The sequence below is a fragment of the Demequina ureilytica genome (genome assembly GCF_048553575.1).
GTDB lineage: Bacteria > Actinomycetota > Actinomycetes > Actinomycetales > Demequinaceae > Demequina.
Window position 1 is genome coordinate 623,397 of the sequence record NZ_JBLZIE010000001.1, and the last position, 20,822, is coordinate 644,218.

Consider the following 20,822-nt stretch of genomic DNA (forward strand, 5'->3'; position numbering starts at 1 on the left):
CATGTCTACGTCCTGGCGCACCACGGATAGGGCCACAGCCCTCCCGTCCGCTCCAGGGTCGTCAGACGACCTCCGCCGCAGGCGCCGTGCCGACAAGGTGCGGCGCCTGCGGGTGGGGCTGCCGGGGCTGCTTCTCGTGGCACCGGCGCTCGCGTTCTACGGAGTGTTCGTGCTGCGGCCCCTGGCGGCCACGGTGCAGTACTCCTTCTATGACTGGAACGGCATCAGCACGGCCACTTTCGCTGGGGTGGACAACTATGTGCGGCTGTTCACGGACCCGGATCTGCTCGGGCCGATCCTCAACGCGCTCCAGCTCATCGTGTACTTCTCGTTCGTCCCGGTCGTGTTCGGCGTGATCGCGGCCGCGATCATTCGCAAGATGGGGGCGAGCCGCCTCGCGGGCATCTCTCGTACCGTGCTGTTCCTCCCCCAGGTCATCCCGCTGGTGGCCGCAGGCATCATGTGGACATGGCTGCTCGCCACGGACGGTGCGGTCAACCAGGTTCTGCGTGTGATCGGGCTGGACGGCCTCACGCGCGCCTGGCTCGGAGACTTCGACACCGCTTTGCCCGCCGTCGGCGTGATTGGGGCCTGGGTCAACGTCGGGCTCTGCATGCTGCTGATGCTCGCCGGCATGACCAAGGTCGACCCGTCCCTGTACGAGGCCGCGCGCCTCGATGGCGCGGGTCCCATCCGCGAGTTCGTCTCCGTGACGCTGCCCGCAGTGCGCCAAGAGCTCGGTGTCGCGATCATCATCACGGTGATCAGCGCGCTGCGCAGCTTCGACATCATCTTCATCTCGACCCAAGGCGGTCCCGGCAGCTCCACGATGGTGCCCGGCCTCGAGATCTACTACCTCGCGTTCTTCGAGCGAGAGATCGGTCAGGCCTCGGCGCTCGCCGTGGCGCTGACGGCGCTCGTGCTCATCGTGGTCCTCCCGCTCAACCGCCTGACCCGATCGGACAGCGACTCATGAACACCACCGCTCGCGAGCTCTGGACGGGGCGGATCCTCCTCATCGTCGTGATGGCGGTGACCATCGTTCCGTTCGTGAGCCTGTTCATCACCGCCCTGCACCCCGCTGGAACGTACCCGCCCGGGCTGTCCCTGCCCGAGGAGTTCCACTGGAACAACTTCGTGCTCGCGTTCCAGTCCGCGAACATGGGCGCACTGCTCCAGTCGAGCTTTCTGATCGAGCTCGGCGTGGTTCCCGTCGCGATCCTGATCGCCACGCTCGCCGGCTTTGCCTTGGGTCACCTCAACGTGCCCTTCAAGCGCACGCTGTTCATCATCTTCGTGCTGGGCCTCACGCTGCCGTTCGAGGGCATCATCGTGCCGCTGTACTACCAGATGCGCGACTATGGCCTCCTCAACACCCAACTCGCGATCATCCTGCCGCTGATCGGGCTCTTCATGCCGTTCGCGGTGATGTGGATGCGCGCACATTTCGTCAACATGCCTACCGAGCTATCGGAGGCCGCCCGCATGGACGGTGCCAGCACGTGGCAGCTGTTCTGGCGCGTGCATGTGCCGCTGTCGCGCCCGGCCATCGCGTCCCTCGCGATCCTGCTCTTCCTGTGGACGTGGAACCAGTTCCTGCTCGCCATCGTGCTGGTGGACGATCCGGAGAGGCGCACCATGGCCGGCGCCCTCGGCGCCTTCCAAGGCCAGTGGGGCACGGACATCCCTCTGCTGTGCGCCGGTTCGCTGCTGATCCTCACGCCCACCCTGATCGTTTTCCTCGTCTTCCAGCGTCAGTTCGTCGCCGCACTGTTGCAAGGGGCGGTCAAGGGATGACGGAGGTGCCCGTGCGCCCCCCGTTCGACCCCGAGGTGGCCCGAGCGCTGGCGCAGCAAAGCGACGTGGTGATCACCACGATGAGCAGCGCGGACATTCCCCGGGTGCGCGCGCTGGGCGCAGCCGTGACCCCGGCGACGCCTCCGGCGGCGCTCGGCGGGTTTGATCGGTACGAGTTGATGGCGCCCGCGCAGGGCTTGGGTCACGCCGTGCACGTCGTGGTGCTCGCTCCCCCCGCCGAGGGCACCGTGCCCGTGTTGGTGTTCCTGCACGGCGGCGGAATGATTGCCGGCACTGCCGACTCGGACCTGGAGGCGATGGCGGAACTCGCGCACCAGACCGGATGCGCGGTGGCGTCCGTCGAGTACCGGCTCGCACCGGAGCAGCCCTACCCCGCGGCGTCTGACGACGTCGTCACCGCACTCGAATGGCTCGCCTCCGGAGACGCACCGCGGGCGCTGGATCCCGCGCGCATCGTGCTCGCAGGCATCAGCGCCGGTGGGGGGCTGGCTGCCGCCGTCGCGCTGCGATGCCGCGACACGAACGGCCCGGCCTTAAGCGGTCTGATGCTGATGTGCCCGATGCTCGACCACCGTTCGGACTCACCGTCCGCACGTCAGATGATCGGCGCGGGCTCGTGGGATGCGACGGCGAATGCCACGGCGTGGGAGGCCTACCTGGGCGGTGCGGAACCGACGTCTCACGCCTCGGCCGCGCTGGCAGAAGACCTGTCGGGGTTGCCACCTGTGTTCATCGACGTAGGCTCGGCAGAGACGTTCCGTGACGAGTGCATCGACTTCGCGTCCCGCGTGTGGCTGGACGGCGGCGATGCAGAGTTGCATGTGTGGCCTGGCGGCGCACACGCGTTCGACATGCTCGCGCCGTGGGCCCGCATGGCCCGCACGGCCCGAGACACTCGAGAAGCGTGGTTGCGGCGCCTGCTGACCCGCCTTCCCTCTGCGTGACCCTGAAGGAGCACTCATGACCATCCCGGCCGCTGGGGGACCCCAGCTCATCACCTACATCGACCGCCTCGCTGGCGACCTCGACGGCCTGCAGGACGCCATGCGCGGCCCCCTCGCGGGGGCCTTCGAGGGCGTGCACCTGCTGCCGTACTACACCCCCTTCGACGGCACCGATGCGGGCTTCGACCCCACCGACCACACCCAGGTGGACCCGCGCCTGGGAACGTGGCAGGACGTCCGTGCGCTCGGCGCGGACCACACGGTCATGAGTGACGTGATCGTGAACCATGTGTCGTCGAGCTCCGCGATGTTCCAGGACGTCGTCGAGCACGGCCGCGCCTCGCGCTGGGCGCCCATGTTCATGACGCTGTCCTCGCTGTTCCCGCAAGGAGCGACCGAGCAGGACCTGGCGCGCATCTATCGGCCGCGACCCGGCATGCCTTTCACCACTATCACACTCGGCGGCGAGCGCCGGCTCGTGTGGACCACGTTCACGCCTGACCAGATCGACCTGGATCTGCGCAGCGACGTCGCGTGGGAGTACTTGACGAGTGTGATCGACGCGCTCACCTCGGCGGGTGTCACGATGCTGCGTCTCGACGCCGTGGGATACACCGGCAAGGAGGCAGGCACGTCGTGCTTCATGACCGAGCCCGCATCGCGCTACACGCAGCGCATCCTGGAGCTCGCGCATGAGCGAGGCGCCTCGGTGCTCCTCGAGATCCACGGCCACTACCTGCAGCAGGTCGAGATCGCGCGCAGCGTCGACTACGTTTACGACTTCGCGCTGCCCCCGCTGGTGCTGCACGCGCTGCACGCCCGCGACCTCCGACCGCTCGAGGCGTGGTTCGAAGTGCGCCCCGCGAACGCCGTGACGGTGCTCGACACCCACGACGGCATCGGCATCGTGGACGTGGGCGCCAACGACCTGCGCCCCGGCGATCCCGGACTGCTGAACCCCTCACAGATCGACGCGCTCGTCGAGTCGATTCACGATGCGAGCGGTGGCACCAGCCGGGCAGCGACGGGTGCCGCAGCCTCGAACCTCGACCTCTACCAGGTGAACTGCACGTTCTACGACGCGCTGGGCCGCGACGATGCGCGCTACCTGCTCGCGCGGCTCATCCAGCTCATGACGCCCGGCATCCCCCAGGTCTACTACGTGGGCCTGCTGGCGGGCACGAACGACATGGAGCTGCTCGAGGCCTCGGGCGTCGGGCGTGACGTGAACCGGCACTACTACTCAGGCGAAGAGATCAGTGCGGCGATCCAGACCCCGGTGGTGGCCGCACAGCTCGACGCGCTGCGCCTGCGCCGCACCCACGGCGCGTTCGCCGGCGAGTTCACGTCCGCCTTCACCGACACCACCCTCACGATGCGCTGGAGCCGCAGTGATCAGCACCATGGCGACCAGGAGGTGGTGCTGCAGGCGGACGTCGCTGCGGGCACCTTCTCGCTGCGCGCGAGCGGGCGCGAGAACGCGATCGTCTGCGACCACGCCACTGTGTCCTCAGCACGCTAGGACCTCGACGCACTAGAGGCACGCGACGGACGACGGCCCCCACCCCGGTGATCCCGGGATGGGGGCCCTCGCCCTTGCGGAGGTAAGCGCCCCTACCGCGCCGCCTCCACGACTGCGGGCGCGAACACGTCCAGGTCGCTGGGGTTGCGCGAGGTCAGCAGGGTCCAGCCCTCCTTCTCGCAGCGCTGCAGCTCGACGTCGTCCCACTCCGCTCCGGCGTTGCGGAGGTCGGTGGTGAGCGAGGGGTACGAGGTGGCCATCTTGCCGCGTGCGACATCCGCCTCGGCAAGCAGCCAAGGGCCGTGACAGATCGACGCGATGGTGCGCCCGTCTGCGGCGAAGGACCGCACGAGCGCGACAGCCGACTCGTCCATGCGCAGATTGTCGGCGTTGATGGTGCCGCCGGGGATCACCAGGACGGCGTGATCGCCCATCTCCGCGTCCGCGAGCACCACGTCGGGCTCGAAGGTCTCTCCGGGGTCCTTGTCGCTGACGAGCGACTGCACCGGACCTTCCTCCGAGGCGGCGAGAGTGAAGTCGACACCGGCGCCGCGAAGCGCCTCGATGGGCTTCTTCAGTTCGTCCTGCTCGACCCCGTAGTTGGTCGTGATGATCAGTGCACTCACTGTGCTCTCCTCTCGTCGGCGGATGTTGGGTCCACGCCTGGCGTCAACCTCGTGCGGGCTCTCAGACATTTCTCAGACTCGGCTCAGTCCGCGTCGCCGTCGAGATACAGCCACCGACCGTCCTCGCGCACAAACCGGCTCCTCTCCTTCATGGATTCCAGCGCACCGTCCTGCTGCTCCCACAGCGCGGTGAACGTCACCGTGCCCGTGCCGTCGGACGCGCCGCCATCCGTGGCGGCGTTCACGACGAGCCCGCGCCAGTGCACGCCAACAAGGTCCAACGCCGCGGGCCGCGTGGATGGATGCCACGTGCGCAGCAGGTAGTCCTCGTCGCGGCGCACATACGCGGTGTAGCGCGATCGCATGAGCGCCGATGCGGTCGTCGCCTCGCGCTCCCCGCGCAGCAGGGGGCGGCAGCAGTCCGCATACGTCGACTCAGATCCGCAAGGACACGCGAGCGCCATCACGCCTCCCCAAGGCTGGTCACTTCTACGGCTCTTGGGTGCCGTTCAGCACGTCGCTTGGTCACTTGTACGCGCGAGCAAGGGAGGCGAGCGCCTCGCAGTCGGCGGGCGCCGTGTCCCACGAGCACATCAGCCGCACCTCCACCGTCTGCGGCGCGGTACCCGGCTGCCAGTCATAGAACCGGTATGTCTCACGCAGTTGCGCAGCCAGTTCCCGGGGCATCTCCACGAACACGGCGTTGGCCTCCGTGGCCTGCGCGAAGCGCACCACGCCAGCACTGGCGAGGGGCTCCAGTGCGTCCCTCAGCAGCTCCGCCATGGCGTTCGCGTGACGTGCGTTCCGCAGCCACAGCGGGTCGCCGGAATCGTCCCGAGACGTCAGCAGCGCGGTCAGCTGTGCGGACGCGTACCGCATCTTCGAGCCCAGCTGCATGGTGGCCTTACGCAGGTGCGGCAGGTCCGTAGCCAGCGAGTCGCGCAGGTCGGGCGCGAGCACCACCACGGCCTCGGCTCCCATCGCGCCGTTCTTGGTGCCGCCGAACGACAGCATGTCCGCTCCTGCGCATGCCTGCGCCAGCGATACGCCGAGCGCCGCCGCCGCGTTCGCCAGTCGCGCGCCGTCGACGTGGACCCGCATGCCGAGTGCGTGCGCGCGGTCGACGAGCGCCGCCAGCGCAGCCAGGTCGTACACCGTGCCGAGCTCCGTCGACTGCGTCACCGACAGCACCAGGGGCTGCGCGCGGTGCTCATCGCCCAGGTCCGCCGCCCAGCTCTGGAGAGAAGCGGGGTCGATGCGGCCGTCCGCCGCGGGCACGGTCAGGATCTTCAGTCCGCCTACGCGCTCGGGGGCGCCGTTCTCGTCGCGGTGGATATGCGCGTGCTCGGATGCCACCACCCCGCCCCAGCGAGGCGACATCGCCATGAGCGAGACCACATTCGCACCGGTGCCGTTGAAGACGGGGAACGCGAGGGCGTGCTCGCCGAACTCCGCAGCCACCGCCGCATCCAAGCCAGCCGTCGCCGCATCGGCGCCATAGGCGGCCTCGTGGCCGACGTTGACGTCGGCCATCGCCGAGAACACCTCGGGATGCACCGGCGCATAGTTGTCGGACGCGAAGTCGGTACGGCCCGGGCTCGTGCTCACGCCGCCTCGACCTGACGCACCCACCGAGCCCCAGACTGATGGAACCCCACGCGTCGCAGGTAGTCCAGATCGGTCGCGTCGTGAGGGGCGAGCTCGAGCCGGTGGAAGCCGGCATCCGCGAGCACCTGTGACTTGCGATAGACGAACTCCCCGGGCGTGAAGTCGCGGAACCTCTCCTTGACCCAGTCCAGTTCGACCAGGCCCACGCCCTCCCCGAGGTCGCGCACCACCACCACGCCCACCGCCTCGTCGCCGCGCACCACCAGGTACGTGTGGCGAGTGCCACCCGCGGCGGCGCCCGTATCCGCGTCGATATCGAAGGCGGGCGCGTGGCCTTGAATGTCCTCGGCGTGCTCCTCTAGCACCCGACGCAGGAAGGCGTTGTCGGCGTCCACGGAAAGTACCTGGTAGATCGCCTCGTCATGCGACTCGCGGTAGAGACGTCGGAGCCAGTAGATGTCGATCACGGTGATGGCAAGGTTCATGAATGCGAAGGGCCAGATCCCGATGACCCCGTTGTAGACGGTGGCGATGAAGGCGCCGGCGAGGTTCATCCACCGGAACTTGAGTACGCGCGCCTGCATGAGCGACCGCACGATGAGCAGGGAACCGGTCCAGCCGATGACTTCGAGGATGACGTCCATGCGGGCAAGCGTATGCCCGGCCGATGCGCGCGCGCCTCCGCGCTCGCGCTTAGGCTCGGTCCGTGGACAGTAGGACGAGCGCGAGAGCCGATGCCTGGGTGTGGGCCGTGCGGCTGGCCAAGACCCGCTCAGCGGCGACTGCGGCGGCGCGCGCTGGCCACGTGCGCGTGAACGGCGAGCGCGCCAAGCCGGCGACTACCGTGCGGGTGGGCGATCGGGTCGAGGTGCGCCTGCACGAGCAGATCAAGATCGTCGAGGTACGTCAGCTGCTGGTGAAGCGCGTGAGCGCGCCCGTCGCGCAAGCGGCCTACGTCGACCACAGCCCGCCGCCGCCCCCGCGGGTGGAACGCCCCGCCCCGGTGGGGGTCCGGGACCGCGGAGCGGGCCGCCCCACCAAGCGCGAACGCCGCCAGCTCGACCGGCTGCGAGGCCGCGGCACGGACTGAAGGCCCGTGCCGCATCGGCCGCGCTCACCGACTGCCCGGCCCGCGCATCGGCCTCCCGGTCAGGCGCGCCAGATGCGCTGCAGGTAGTCCCGAATCGACCGATCCGAGCTGAAGTAGCCCGAGCGGGCGACGTTCAGCACCGCCGAGCGCGACCACAGCTCGGGGTCCGCGTATGCGGCATCGACCCGGTCCTGGGCTTCCATGTACGAGCGGAAGTCCGCGAGTGCCATGAAGCGGTCCCGCTCGGTGAGGCTTGCGAAGATGGAAGCGACGGCGCCGCCCCGCTCCCCGCCGGTGAACACGCCGGAGGCGATCATGTCGAGCGCCGCCTTGAGCTGCGGGTCAGTCTCATACACGTCGCCCGGCTTGTAGCCGCCGGCCTCGAGATCGGCCGCCTCCGGCTCGGTCATGCCGAACAGGAAGAAGTTGTCGTCGCCCACCAGCTGGCGAATCTCGACGTTCGCGCCGTCGTCGGTGCCGACGGTGAGGGCACCATTGAGCGCGAACTTCATGTTGCCGGTGCCCGAGGCCTCCTTGCCTGCCAGCGAGATCTGCTCGGAGAGGTCCGCCGCCGGGATCAGCGTCTCGGCGAGCGTGACGTTGTAGTTCGCGGGGAACGCCACGCGCAGCCGCCCCTCGAGAGAGGCGTCGTTGTTGATGGTCCTTCCCACCGCGTTGATGAGAGCGATGGTCTCCTTGGCGCGCACGTAGCCGGGTGCCGCCTTGGCGCCGAAGACGAAGGTGCGCGGCGTGACCGACTCGAGCGGCAAGCGACCGCTCTTGATGCCCTCGTACACGGACACGATGTGGAGCAGCTTGAGGGTCTGCCGCTTGTACTCGTGAAGGCGCTTGACCATCGCGTCGACCATCGCGTCGCCCGCGATGTCGATTCCGTCGCGTTCCCGCAGCACGCCCGCCAGGCGTACCTTGTTAGCGGCCTTGACCTCGCGGAACTGGCGACGGAACTCGGGGTCATCCGCGAGCGGCTCGAGGCCGCGCAGTTGCTCGAGGTCGGTGATCCAGCCGTCGCCGATCGCCTCGGTGATGAGCCCGGACAAGCCAGGGTTCGACAGTCGCAGGAACCGGCGCGGCGTGACGCCGTTGGTGACATTGGTGAACTTGTCCGGCCACAGCTCGGCGAAGTCCGCGAGCACCTTGTCGCGCAGCAGCTGCGAGTGCAGTTCGGCCACGCCGTTGACCTTGAACGCGGCGACGGTGGCGAGGTGCGCCATGCGGACGGAGCGCTCGGGCTCCTCCGCGACGATCGACATGCGTCGGGCGCGGAGCTCGTCGCCCGGGTAGGCCTTCCGCAACTGTTCCAGGAAGCCGTCGTTGATTCGGTAGATGATCTCCAGGTGGCGGGGCAGCAGCTTGCCGAGCAGCGCGACGGGCCACACCTCGAGGGCCTCGGGCAGCAACGTGTGGCACGTGTACGCGAAGACCTTCTGGGTGACGGCCCAGGCGTCGTCCCACTCCCAGCCGCGCTCGTCGACGAGCAGCCTCATGAACTCGGGCACCGCGATCACGGGGTGGGTGTCGTTGAGCTGCCACGTCACGCGATCGGGGAGGCGGTGCAGGTCGAAGTCCTCCGGAAGAACCGTCTCGAGGAAGTCCCGCAGGGACGCGGCGACGAAGAAGTACTGCTGCTGCAGCCTCAGCTCCTTGCCCTGTGGCGTGGAGTCCTCGGGGTACAGCACCTTCGAGATGTTCTCGGCGAACGTGCGCGCACGCACCGCCTCGGCGTAGTCGCCCGCATTGAAGATCTGTAGGTCGAACTCGCGCGTGGCCTTGGCGGACCACAGCCGCAGGGTGTTGACGCGGCCATTGCGGTAACCGGGGACCATGTAGTTGTAGGGCACGGCCGTCACCTGCCAGTGAGGAACCCATGTGCGGGCGCCGTCGGGGCCGCCTTCGACCGGCTCCGTGTGGCCGCCGAACGAGATCTCGACCGAGTTCTCGGGGTGAGGCAGCTCCCACGGCGAGCCGAGCCGCAGCCAATGGTCGGGACGCTCGACCTGCTCGCCGTCCACGAACGACTGGCGGAAGATGCCGAACTCGTATCGGATGCCGTAGCCGATCGACGGCACGTCGAGGGTGGCGAGGGAGTCGACGAAGCACGCTGCCAGCCGGCCCAGGCCCCCGTTGCCGAGGCCGGGCTCGATCTCCACCGCGCACATGTCGGAGATGTCGATGCCCAGCTCGCTCAGGGACTCCTTGGCGATCGGCCCGAGGTCGGCCGCGAGCAGCGCATTCTCGAGCTGCGGTCCCAGCAGGTACTCGGCGGAAAGATACGCGACGGACTTCGCCTGCTCCTTGTACTGGCGCCGCAGAGTCTCGAGCCACCCGGTCATCAGGTAGTGGCGGACGGTGCGCGCGAGGGCGAGGTAGGTGTCGTTCGGAGAGGCTCGATCGAGATCGACTCCCTGTCCGAAGTTCACCTCGCGCAGGAACTCGCGGGTGAAGCTCTCGACGGTGTGTTCGCGGGCGGCCAAGGGTGCGGGGTTGTCGTTCACATCACCCAATGTATGGGGCGCGAGCCGGGACCTCTCGCCACTGTGACGAGAATTCACATGGCTGACACACGAGTGCGCTCGTCAGCCGCGGTCGTCGCTGCCGGCACCAGCACGGTCACGGAGGCGCCGGCGCAGTTCGAGCACCGCGACTCCCGCGAGCGGTGCGAACACCAGAGCGCCTATGGCTCCGCCAGCGGCCGCGCCCGCGAGGGCCTGGTCTGCGAGCGACGGTGCGAGCACCGGACCGAGCCACGCCTGACCCATGAGCCCGCCGATGATCCCCGCCAGCGCGCCGACGATCCCGCCTGCGTCGACCGACGGGTGCGTGCGTGACGCGCCCCAGCCGAGTAGCAGCCCGATTGCCGCACCGAGCCAAATTTCCATGGGTGACCTCCTCGAGTTCACATCGTGGCACACGGTCTCTTGGGCTGGCGCGGGCCCGTAATCCCGCCACGCGCCGCCCGGCCCCTGTCGCCCCTCGTGCCTTTGGGACACAATGGGCCCGTGACCTCCTTCGCAGACCGCCACATCGGGCCCGACGAGTCCGCCATCGACACGATGCTCGCGGCCGTGGGCCACCCGTCGCTCGCTGTGCTGGCGGAGACCGCCGTGCCCGAGTCGATCCGTCAGGACGACGTGCTGGTGCTGCCGGACCCGCTCACGGAGAACGGCACTCTGAGCGCCCTGCAGTCCTTCGCCCAGCGCAATCACGTCAACACCCAGATGATTGGCCAGGGGTACTACGACACCATCACGCCCATGGTGATCCGCCGCAACGTGCTCGAGAACCCCGCCTGGTACACCGCCTACACCCCTTACCAGGCTGAGATCTCGCAAGGTCGGCTCGAGGCGATGCTGAACTTCCAGACCATGGTGTCCGATCTCACCGCCCTGCCTGTCGCCGGGGCATCCCTGCTCGACGAAGCGACTGCGGTCTCGGAGGCGGTGCTGCTGATGCGCCGCGCCGTGAAGGGCAGGGAGGGCGGCGTGGTGGTGCTCGACTCTGAGTGCCTGCCCCAGACCATCGCGGTGGTCGAGGCCCACGCCGAGGCCATCGGCATGCGGCTGGAGATCCACGACATCGACGCGAGCTGGCAGCCACCCGCGGACCTCGTGGGGCTGGTCCTCCAGCAGCCCGGCGTCACCGGCGTGCTGCGCGAGATCCAGGACGTGGTCAAGGCAGCGCATGACGCGGGCGGCCTCGTGACCGTCGCCGCGGACCTGCTGTCGCTGACCATGGTGAAGGCGCCGGGAGAGATCGGCGCCGACATCGCGGTGGGCTCCGCACAGCGGTTCGGTGTGCCGCTATTCTTCGGCGGCCCGCACGCCGCGTTCATGGCCGTGCGCGAGGGCCTCGAGCGTCAGCTCCCCGGACGCCTCGTGGGGGTGAGCGTGGACGCGGACGGGCGCACCGCCTACCGCCTCGCACTGCAGACGCGCGAGCAGCACATCCGGCGCGACAAGGCGACCTCCAACATCTGTACTGCCCAGGCGCTGCTCGCGATCGTCTCCGGTTTCTACGCCATTCATCACGGGCCCGAGGGGTTGCGTGCGATCGCCCAGCAGGTGCACAACACCGCCGTGACGCTGGCCGATGCGCTCGCCGCCGCTGGCGTGACCATCAAGCACGAGAACTTCTTCGACACCGTCGTGGCGGAAGTGCACGGCGGCGCGGACTCGGTGATCGCGCGCGCGGCGGCCGCGGGCATCAACCTGCGCCGCGTGGACGACGACCACGTCGCGATGGCGTGCGACGAGGTCACCAGCCTCGACATCCTCGATCACCTGGTGGAGGCCGTCACGGCCGTCAAGCGCCACTCGGTCTACACGGCGCCACGCGTGGCCATCCCCCGCTCGCTGCGACGCACCAGCGACTACCTCACGCACCCCGTCTTCCATCAGCACCGGTCCGAGACGTCTCTCATGCGGTACATGCGGCGTCTCGCCGACCGCGACCTCGCCCTCGACCGCACCATGATCCCGTTGGGCTCGTGCACCATGAAGCTCAACTCCGCCGTCGAGATGGCGGCCATCAGCTGGCCCGGCTTCGCCCGCATCCACCCGTTCGCTCCGTCCGATCAGACCGCGGGATACCGGGACATGATCGCGCAGCTCGAGGGCTGGCTCGCCGAGATCACCGGCTACGCCGCAGTCTCGGTGCAGCCCAACTCGGGCGCTCAGGGCGAGTACGCGGGACTGCTCGCCATCCGTGCCTATCACCGGGACCAGGGGCAGCCTCAGCGCGACGTCTGCCTGATCCCCGCATCGGCGCATGGCACCAACGCCGCCTCTGCGGTCCTGGCCGGTCTGCGCGTGGTCGTGGTGGCCACAGCACCCGACGGCGAGGTCGACCTCGAGGATCTGCACGCCAAGCTCGTGGCGCACGAGGACCGCGTGGCCTGCATGATGATCACGTACCCGTCGACTCACGGTGTGTACGAGGCGCACGTGGGCGAGGTCTGCGCGGCCGTTCACGACGCGGGTGGTCAAGTGTTCATCGACGGCGCGAACCTCAACGCCCTGGTGGGCCTCGCCAAGCCGGGCCACTTCGGCGGCGACGTTTCGCACCTGAACCTCCACAAGACGTTCTGCATCCCGCATGGCGGCGGCGGCCCCGGAGTGGGCCCCGTCGCGGTCGCGGAGCACCTGATCCCCTACCTCCCGGCCCTGCGCCAGACCATCCAGCGCCCGGCCGAGTTGCGCCGTCATGGCGCCCCGGTGAGCGCGGCACCCTACGGCTCGGCCGGCATCCTCCCGATCACCTGGGCGTACATCGCGTTGATGGGTCACGAGGGCCTCATGCGTGCCACCGAGACGGCAGTGCTCGCCGCGAACTACGTGGCAGCACGGCTCTCTGACGCCTTCCCCGTGCTGTATCGCGGCCCCGGTGGCCTGGTCGCGCACGAGTGCATCCTTGACATCAGGCCCCTGACCAAGGCCACCGGCATCACCAACGAGGACGTCGCCAAGCGGCTCGTCGACTTCGGGATCCACGCGCCGACCATGTCGTTCCCGGTACCCGGCACCCTGATGGTCGAGCCCACCGAGTCAGAGGACCTCGGAGAGATCGACCGGTTCATCGAGGCGATGCTCGTCATTCGTGAGGAGATCGCGGCGGTCGAGCGGGGCGACATCGCCGCGGGGGACTCACCGCTGCGTCACGCGCCACACACGGCCGATGCGGTGGTCGCCGACGGTTGGGACCGCGCCTACCCCCGGGAACAGGCGGCTTTCCCGGTGCCCGGGCTGCGCCAGGACAAGTACTGGCCGCCCGTCTCGCGCGTGGACAACGTCCACGGCGACCGCCACCTCGTGTGCTCGTGCCCACCGGTTGAGGCCTACGCCGACGACGCCCACGACTGACGCGGAGCGCGGCACCGTGGTGTCTGTCACACCCGCCGAGTCTCCCCATGTGGTGGCGCGCGCCGTCGGTTAGAGTGACCTGGTTTCCCATGGCCGTGTGGCCGCAGCGCGGTGGCACGAGTTGATGAGGGAGGGAGAAGCCGTGACGCGTCGTCAACCTCTGAGCCCTCCCGTGCTTCCCGGGTACACGTACATCCGGCCCCTCGGCTCCGGTGGGTTCGCGGACGTCTTCCTGTTCCAGCAGGATCTTCCCCACCGCCTGGTCGCGGTCAAGGTGCTGCTCAGCCGCATCGAGGATCAGACCGCCGCGCGCACGTTCTCGGCTGAGGCCGACATCATGGCGAGCCTCAGCTCCCATCCGTCGATCCTCACGGTGTATCAGGCGAGCGTGTCAGCAGATGGCCGGCCCTACCTCGTCGTGGAGTACTGCCCGGCCTCGCTCACCAACCGGTACCGCAACGACCAGCTGCCGGTGGCGGAGGTGCTGTCGATCGGCGTGAAGATCACCGGCGCCGTCGAGGCGGCGCACCGCGCAGGGCTGCTGCATCGCGACATCAAGCCGTCCAACATCCTGCTCACCTCGTTCGGCCATCCCGTGCTGTCGGACTTTGGAGTGGCCTCCGCGCTCGCGCACGGCGAGGCCGAGACGATCGCGCTGTCACCTCCGTGGAGCGCGCCCGAGGTCGTCGAGCAGCGCACCTCCGGCACGATCTCCTCGGAAGTATGGGCTCTGGCCGCGACGGTGTACACGCTGCTTGCTCAGCGCGCGCCGTTCGACCTGCCCGACGGCCGGCGGGGCGACGACCTGCAGCTGAGGGCGCGCATCTCGCGTGCCAAGTACACGCCCACGGGCCGCAGCGACGTGCCCGAGTCTCTCGAGCGTGCTCTCGAAGGGGGCATGCGTCGCCTCCCTGGAGACCGCCACCCGACGGCGCTCGCGTTCGGCGAGGCGCTGCGCGAGGTCGAGCGTGAGCTGGGCCTGATCCCCACGGCGCTCGACGTGCCGTCCGATGAGTGGGCGCAGGCGGCTGTCGGTCTGCGCGACAGCGAGCCGAGCCCGCCCACCCGGCGCTCGACGGTCTCGGTCGAGTCGCGGCGCCGCCGCGACGCACCGACCGGCACTCGCCAGGGCACGATCACTCGGCACGAGGCGGCTGCGAACCGCGTGGGCCGCGCGATCGCCATCACCGCAGCCGTCATCGGTGCCGCAGCGCTCGGTGCGGCCATCACCGTGTTCATCGTGGTCGGGCCTTGAGTCCAATGGGGGCGAGAGACCCGGGGCCACGAGAGATCGCTGCGGCGCGGTGGCGCACAGTGAGGCGGACGTCGGTGGCCGCCGTGCTCACCGGACTGGTCGTGGGCGTGGCGCTGGCACCAGGATTCGACGAGCGCGAGGTCCAGGTCGACGATCCTTCCGTGTGGGCGCTGCAGACTGCGGCGGGCGAGAGGTTCGGCCGAGTCAACACGGTCGTGTCCGAGGTGGACACAGTGAAGACGGTGGCGGATCCGAGCGAGATCCTCCAGGCGGAGCGCACCCTGCTCGTGTACTCCGACAACCTGGGCTCCGTGACGGAGCTTGATACGGCGCGGCCGCAGGACATCAGCGAGCTGGCGGCGGATGCGACGGTGCCAACACCCCAGGGAACGGTCGAGGTGGCCCAGACCGGCGACGTGGTCGCGTACCTCACGGAAACCGGCGAGGTGCTCGCCGGGTCGGTGCAGGATGGCACAGCAGTTGCTCCTCGGGCCGTCGATCCGTACGCGGACGTCGATGTGGAGGAGGGGGAGGACCGGCCGCAGTTTCGCGCAGTCGCCGCCGCAGTATCGGTCGACGGTGCGCTTGCGGCCTACTCGGCGCAGCGTCAGACCGTGCTCCTCGCCGACCCGTTGACGGGCGAGATCAGGGACACCGTCTACCTGCCCGAGGGGCCTGAGAGCGAAGAGGTCCAGATCTCCTGGGTCGGCGCGGAGTGGGTGCTGCTCGATCCGGCCAGCGGATTGGTGTGGACGAACTTCGCGGAGGAGCCCCACGCCACGGTCGCCACCGAGAGTGCGCTCCTCCAGTCCCCGTCGCCCGCGTCGGAGCTGATCGTCATCGCAGACGAGTTCGGTGCGGTGACGGTGCCGTTCGATGGCGCCCCGTCACAGCGCGCGCACGGAGCGCCGGAGCTCGTCCTCGGACAGCCGGCCCGGCCTGCGCCGCTGCCGGACTCCTCCATCGTCGCCGGCGCCTGGCTTCCTGCCGGTGAGGGCGCGGGAACCATGTGGATGTCCAACGGCACCACCTCTCAGCTCGACTACGGCGACGGCGAGCTCGGCGAGCGCCGGACGCCCCGGCTGCGGACCAACGGCTCGCGACTGATTCTCAACGAGTCGCGGTCGGGGTGGGTGTGGGGTGTCCCGTCCGGCGCGCTGGTGCCCTCCTCCCAGGAGTGGGTGCGCGAGGACATCACCCAGGCGGCACCCGACGACGACGAGGTTGCGACCCAGGTCCTCGAGCCGCGGGCCCCCGTCGCGCGCGACGATGAGCTCGGAGTTCGAGCGGGGCGTCAGGTCAGCCTCCCGGTGCTGCTGAACGACCACGATGCGAACGGGGACGTGCTGAGCGTCGTGCCCAATTCGGTGACAGGGCTCGATCCCTCGTTCGGCACACTGACCCCGGCGGATGACGAGCAGTCGTTGGTCGTCGATGTCGCGCCGGACGCCGAGGGAACGGCAACGTTCTCGTACGTCGTCACGGACGGCACCGCGGGCGACGGCCTGCTCTCCGAGCCCGCCTCGGTGACCATGACCGTAGTGGAGCCCGCGGGCAACAGTGCGCCCGAATGGTGCGGCACCGAGGAGTGCCTGGCACGATGGCCGGCACCCCAGGTGGCGCCCGGGGGCACGGTGTCTGTCGACGTGCTGACCGGCTGGGTGGACCCGGAGGGCGACCCCATGTACGTGGTGGAGGCCAGCACCACGGCCTCGATGGGCGTAGTCGCGTCGTCACCCGAGGGCGACGTCGTCTTCCAGCACACGAACTCCTCAGCCATCGCATCGGGCGTCGTTCCAGTCGAGGTGACCGTCGCGGACGCGCACGGTGCGCGGGCGACTCGCACTCTCACCGTGACGGTGATGGGCGAGCCCGAGCTGCGCGTCGACGACGTTGTCGCGACCGTGACAGCGGGCGCCACCACCACGGTCGACGTCTCGGGACTAGTGTCAGGCGCACGCGGCCCGCTGGTCGTGACGGAGGCCGGGTCGGATGCGAGCGACGATGCGGACGTCGCGGTGGCGCAAGGCGACGTGGGCTTCACGTTCTCGGCGACGGAGCCGGGCTCGTACCCCGTCGACTACACCCTGACGGACGGCGTCTCCGAAGTCCGCGCCTCCGCCCGCGTCTCGGTTATCGCTCCCGAGGACGAGCGGTTGGCCACGGCCCCCGTCACCGCGTTCGTGCGCGCGGGAGAGGACGCCACGATCGACGTGCTGTCCTCGGTCACGAACCCAGGTGGCCACGTGCTGCTGCTGAGCGAGCTCGACACCGAAGGCGCCGAGGGAACCCGGTTGTCCGCCGACATCGTCGGCCACTCGGCGCTGCGCATCAGTGGAGAGACCGCAGACGGCCAACCGGGCCTGCTGGGCGTGCTGCGATACACCGTGTCAGACGGCTCCGGGCGCCCGCAGGCGACGGCCCGTGGCGAGGTCACCGTGGTGCTGCTGGACTCGGAGGCCCCATCGACGCCGCTCGCTGTCGACGACGCCGTCACGGTCCGGGTGGGCACTCAGGCGGACATCGACGTCCTCGCGAACGACCTGGGCCCCGCCGGGAACGTGATCGCGTTGGACGCCGCCTCCGTCGACGCGAACGAGGGTGCAGGGCTCGCATTCCCGGCGCGCTCGACAGTGCGCTATCTCGCCCCGGACGAGCCGGGGACGCACGTCATCTCATATGCCGCGTACGTCTTGGGCTACCCCGCGCAACGGGACGCCGCGACAGTGGTGGTGACCGTGCTCGACTCGGAGACGAACGCTCCGCCCGTGCCGCGCGCCTTGAGCGGACGCGTGGCCGCCGGCCAGAGCGTGCGGCTGCCCTTCGACGGGACGGGTACCGACCCTGATGGCGACGAGGTGTCGCTGCAACGCATCGAGTCTCAGCCCGAGAGCGGAGCGGCCCGCGTCTCGTCCGACGGACAGTCGCTGGTCTATTCAGCCGAGCCCGGCTTCGCCGGTCAGGTGGAGTTCGAGTACAGCGTGATGGATGCGCGCGGACAGTCGGCCGTTGCGTCCGCCTCGATCGGTGTGCTTGCGGCGGGAGTCGACCCGCGGCCGGTGACCTACTCGGACTACGTTCAGGCGCAGGTGGGCTCCGACCGGCGCTTCAGCCTCGACCCGACCGGCAATGACATCGACCTCGCCGGTGGTGAGCTGGAACTCGTGTCGGTGCGCCCGGACGCGGACCCGGAGTCGGAGGAGTTCGCCGCCCTGAGCGAGCGGCTGGAGTCGGTCGACGGCGACCAGGTCACCCTGTCCGTGGGCGAGGTGCCCGGCACTCACTCGTTCGTCTACACGGTGCAGAACGCAGGCGGCTCGACGGCCATCGGCCGCATCGTGCTCAAGGCCGTGCGCATGCCCGTCGCCGACGTGCCCATCGTGGAGGACACCGTGCTGTCTGCGCAGACGCGCGACGCCTTCCAGACGGGCGTCGATGTGCTCACGGACCGGGTGTCGTGGGGCGCAGGGGACCCCGCCGAGCTCGAGCTGTCGCTGTGGGGGAGCCAGCCGGACCTGACCGTGGACGGCAGCACCATCGCGGGGCCGCTGCCGGAGTCCGCGCGGCTCATTCCCTTTCGCGTCAGCGGACCCGACTACGCGGGCGAGGAGGTCGTCTCGTACGGCTTCCTGCGCGTGCCGGGGGAGGACGACCTGCGTGTCGCGCTGCGCGACGACTTCGCTCCGCCGGAGGTGAACGAGGGAGAGTCGGTGACCTTCGACCTGCTCGACCTGGCCGCGCTGCCGGCGGGAGTCGAGATTGCGATCGACGCGCCCGGTGTGGTGGATTCAGGCCGCCGAGCGAACTCGAGCTGCGCGGTCGTGGCCGGCACCACCCTGCGGTACACCGCAGGGACCGGTGAGCCATATACGGACACGTGCCTGGTACCCGTGACGCTCTCCGGGCAGGAGGACAGCACGGTGCTGCCCGTCCCGATCGTGATCATCGCCGACGACCCGCAGCCCATCCTGACGGGTGCCTCGCTCGAGCTGTCCCCTGGTGACACCGCCTCGTTCGACGTGGCACGCATGGTGTCCTGGCCACCCGGGGCCGCAGCTCGTCCCGTGGAGTACACGACCGAGTACACGGGCCAGCACTTCGAGGTGTCCCGCAACGGCACGCTGCTGACGATCACCGCGAGGGACATCGCAGTGCCCGGACGTCAAGACGCCGTCACGGTGTCGCTGCCCTCCGATCCCGGCACCAGAGCTGCGTCGCTGTCTCTCGAGGTCGGCCCCGCACCCTCGGAGCTCCCGAAGGGCGGGACCGTGGTGCAGCGCTGCTCGCAGGCCGAGGGCAGCTCGTGCACCATCACCGTCTCCGGGGCGGAGGGAGAGGTCAACCCGCTCCCAAGCACCCCGCTAGAGCTGGTCGCCGTGACCCGCGCAGCGTCGTGCCCCGACGTCAGCTTCGCTCCCGTCGACGCCCGTACCGTGCGCGCGACGTGGTCGGCCGACGCCCCCGGCGGGGTGTGCGAGGCCAGGTTCTCGGTGCGGGACGCGCAGGGACGGGTCAGTGCGGGCGACAGGCAGGGGACGATCAGCCTCGACCTGCAGGGCTTCCCCGCGGCGCCCGCCGAGGTCCGTCAGACGGCGTTTGGGGACGGGTCCGTGACTCTGGCGGTGACCCCTGGGCGTGCGGGCTCTGCGTATCCCGCGATCTCCGGATTCGACATCTATGCAGGAGACGCTCGGGTCGCGTCATGTTCGGCACAGGGGGCGTGCGAGCAGATCACGGGCCTGGTGAACGGTGACAAGCGGCAGTACACGGCGCGAGCGATCAACGCGGTGGGTCGGTCTCGCGACGCGGTCTCCGTCATCGCATGGGCCTACGCGCCACCGACCAGGCCGACGAACATCACGTGGAGCCCCACGCGCGAGACCGGGGGCGAGGGCCGCCGCATCGACGTGCGGATGCGCATCCCCGACTCGACCACACGTGCCGTGACCCTGTCGAGCCCCACCGGTGCCACGCGGGAGTACTCCGTCAGCGGGCAGAGCTTGACGATCGACGGCTACGAGGTCGGATCCAATCAGGCACAGACGGTCACCGTCACGCCGATCACCGCTCTCGACATCCCGCCCGTGGGCGGGGGCAGCGGCACCGGAGCGTCGGCCACCTTCAGCGCCCACGGCGTCGGCGCGCCGACCCTCCTGTCCGCGACGCACTCCCTCGACGATGCGCGAGAGCGGGTGACCTTCACGGTGGAGACGCGGACGGGTGGCCAGGGCTCGCAGACTTGGGTCGGAGTCGAGATCGGCGACGTCTGCACGAGCATGGTGCGCGCCTCGGGCGGGACGGCGCGCTTCACCGCAGACGTCGAGCCGAACTCGCGCACGCTGTTCACCATCTGCAGCGAGAGCCGGTACGAGGGAGCAACCTACGCGCGTTCCAACACCATCGATCGCGAAGTCGACTCGTTCGTCGATCCCGGTGCGCCGACGTTCCAGCGGGGGTACCGGGTCAACTCCACGTGCAGCGGCGACCAATGGTCGTGCTCGACAAGCGTGACCGACCCGAGCCCCGACCGACCCGACGGCATGTTCGTCCAGTACTCGGTGCGCGGGGGCGGGTGGAGCGAGCTCTTCACCCTGCCGCTTGGTTCGGTGTCCGAGGTGAGCGCTCGCTACTGCACCACGTACGACGACGGTACGGTGCAGTGCTCGAGCCAGACCTCCGTGGTCCCCGCCCAATCGGGCTCCCCGCGCTACCCAGTCGAGATCCAGGTCCAGCAGTGCCGCGCGGGAGCCGACCCTGACATCGGCGGTATCACTGTGAATGCGGAGGCCTCGCACCACACCGCCACCTCCACCATGCTCGGGGACAGCGGCGACAGCGCCGTGCCGGCCGAGGACATGCGCCGCATGCGGTGGGACGTATCGTTCTCTGGCGCCCTGGCGGGGCTGAACGACTGGCAGACCACCGTGACCTGCGAGTACACCGAACCGGAACCCGAGCCGACTCCCGACCCCACGACCGACCCGACGCCAAGCCCGACGGGCGCACCGTGAGCGCGCGCCGGCCTGCCCCGAGCATCGGCCCCGACCCGCGGCGCGCACGGCGCGCCCACCCCGCCTGAAGGA

14 protein-coding genes are annotated in these 20,822 nt (G+C 69.5%); 8 read left to right on the top strand and 6 right to left on the bottom strand.

Going from position 1 to position 20,822, the window contains the following annotated elements; genetic code table 11:
- Position 1: 1 nt before the first annotated feature.
- Genes ACNI3K_RS02775 through gtfA form a run of 4 tightly spaced genes read left to right on the top strand, consistent with a single transcriptional unit; the run spans position 2 to position 4,284 of the window.
- Positions 2–976 (top strand): carbohydrate ABC transporter permease, encoded by a 975-nt coding sequence (locus tag ACNI3K_RS02775; protein ID WP_419390328.1) that lies wholly within the window; start codon positions 2–4, stop codon positions 974–976.
- A complete protein-coding gene (locus tag ACNI3K_RS02780) occupies positions 973–1,797 on the top strand; it encodes a carbohydrate ABC transporter permease (protein WP_419390329.1) in 825 nt (274 codons plus the stop codon). Before ACNI3K_RS02775 ends, ACNI3K_RS02780 begins: the two co-directional genes overlap by 4 nt.
- Entirely contained in the window at positions 1,794–2,762 is a 969-nt protein-coding gene (locus ACNI3K_RS02785) for an alpha/beta hydrolase (protein WP_419390330.1), read from the top strand. The genes ACNI3K_RS02780 and ACNI3K_RS02785 overlap by 4 nt, the downstream gene beginning before the upstream one ends.
- A gap of 16 nt (positions 2,763–2,778) precedes the next feature.
- Positions 2,779–4,284, top strand: a complete 1,506-nt coding sequence (gtfA, locus tag ACNI3K_RS02790; protein ID WP_419390331.1) for a sucrose phosphorylase — start codon at positions 2,779–2,781, stop codon at positions 4,282–4,284.
- Positions 4,285–4,376: 92 nt separating this feature from the next.
- Here gtfA and ACNI3K_RS02795 read toward each other — a convergent pair whose 3' ends face one another.
- The 4 genes from ACNI3K_RS02795 to ACNI3K_RS02810 form a co-directional block, all read right to left on the bottom strand.
- A complete protein-coding gene (locus ACNI3K_RS02795) occupies positions 4,377–4,910 on the bottom strand; it encodes a DJ-1/PfpI family protein (RefSeq protein ID WP_419390332.1) in 534 nt (177 codons plus the stop codon).
- An 83-nt stretch (positions 4,911–4,993) separates the two neighbouring features.
- Positions 4,994–5,374: a YchJ family protein gene (locus tag ACNI3K_RS02800; protein WP_419390333.1), complete on the bottom strand. Its 381-nt coding sequence runs from the start codon at positions 5,372–5,374 to the stop codon at positions 4,994–4,996.
- A 61-nt stretch (positions 5,375–5,435) separates the two neighbouring features.
- Positions 5,436–6,518, bottom strand: coding sequence for a threonine aldolase family protein (locus tag ACNI3K_RS02805; RefSeq protein ID WP_419390334.1), 1,083 nt, complete (start codon positions 6,516–6,518; stop codon positions 5,436–5,438).
- Complete coding sequence (locus ACNI3K_RS02810; RefSeq protein WP_419390335.1) at positions 6,515–7,162, bottom strand: hypothetical protein; 648 nt, start codon at positions 7,160–7,162, stop codon at positions 6,515–6,517. Before ACNI3K_RS02810 ends, ACNI3K_RS02805 begins: the two co-directional genes overlap by 4 nt.
- Positions 7,163–7,224: 62 nt before the next feature.
- Between ACNI3K_RS02810 and hslR the strand changes: the two genes are divergently transcribed.
- Positions 7,225–7,608: an Hsp15 family ribosome-associated heat shock protein gene (hslR, locus tag ACNI3K_RS02815; RefSeq protein ID WP_419390336.1), complete on the top strand. Its 384-nt coding sequence runs from the start codon at positions 7,225–7,227 to the stop codon at positions 7,606–7,608.
- Between the two features lie 59 nt (positions 7,609–7,667).
- Here the strand turns inward: hslR and ACNI3K_RS02820 are convergent, their stop codons facing one another.
- Positions 7,668–10,121 (bottom strand): glycogen/starch/alpha-glucan phosphorylase, encoded by a 2,454-nt coding sequence (locus ACNI3K_RS02820; RefSeq protein ID WP_419390337.1) that lies wholly within the window; start codon positions 10,119–10,121, stop codon positions 7,668–7,670.
- A gap of 81 nt (positions 10,122–10,202) precedes the next feature.
- Positions 10,203–10,505 carry a hypothetical protein gene (locus ACNI3K_RS02825; protein ID WP_419390338.1) on the bottom strand — a complete coding sequence of 101 codons (303 nt, stop codon included), beginning with the start codon at positions 10,503–10,505 and terminating at the stop codon, positions 10,203–10,205.
- A gap of 102 nt (positions 10,506–10,607) precedes the next feature.
- On the opposite strand from ACNI3K_RS02825, the gene gcvP reads away from it, so the two are divergent.
- The 3 genes from gcvP to ACNI3K_RS02840 all read left to right on the top strand — a co-directional run bounded on the left by gcvP (position 10,608) and on the right by ACNI3K_RS02840 (position 20,750).
- The gene (gene gcvP, locus ACNI3K_RS02830) at positions 10,608–13,484 is read left to right on the top strand and encodes an aminomethyl-transferring glycine dehydrogenase (RefSeq protein WP_419391092.1); all 2,877 of its coding nucleotides are present in this window, start codon (positions 10,608–10,610) and stop codon (positions 13,482–13,484) included.
- A 142-nt stretch (positions 13,485–13,626) separates the two neighbouring features.
- Complete coding sequence (locus ACNI3K_RS02835) at positions 13,627–14,739, top strand: serine/threonine-protein kinase (protein ID WP_419390339.1); 1,113 nt, start codon at positions 13,627–13,629, stop codon at positions 14,737–14,739.
- Positions 14,740–14,813: 74 nt separating this feature from the next.
- On the top strand, positions 14,814–20,750 hold the full coding sequence (locus tag ACNI3K_RS02840; RefSeq protein WP_419390340.1) for an Ig-like domain-containing protein: 5,937 nt from the start codon (positions 14,814–14,816) through the stop codon (positions 20,748–20,750).
- Positions 20,751–20,822: the final 72 nt, after the last annotated feature.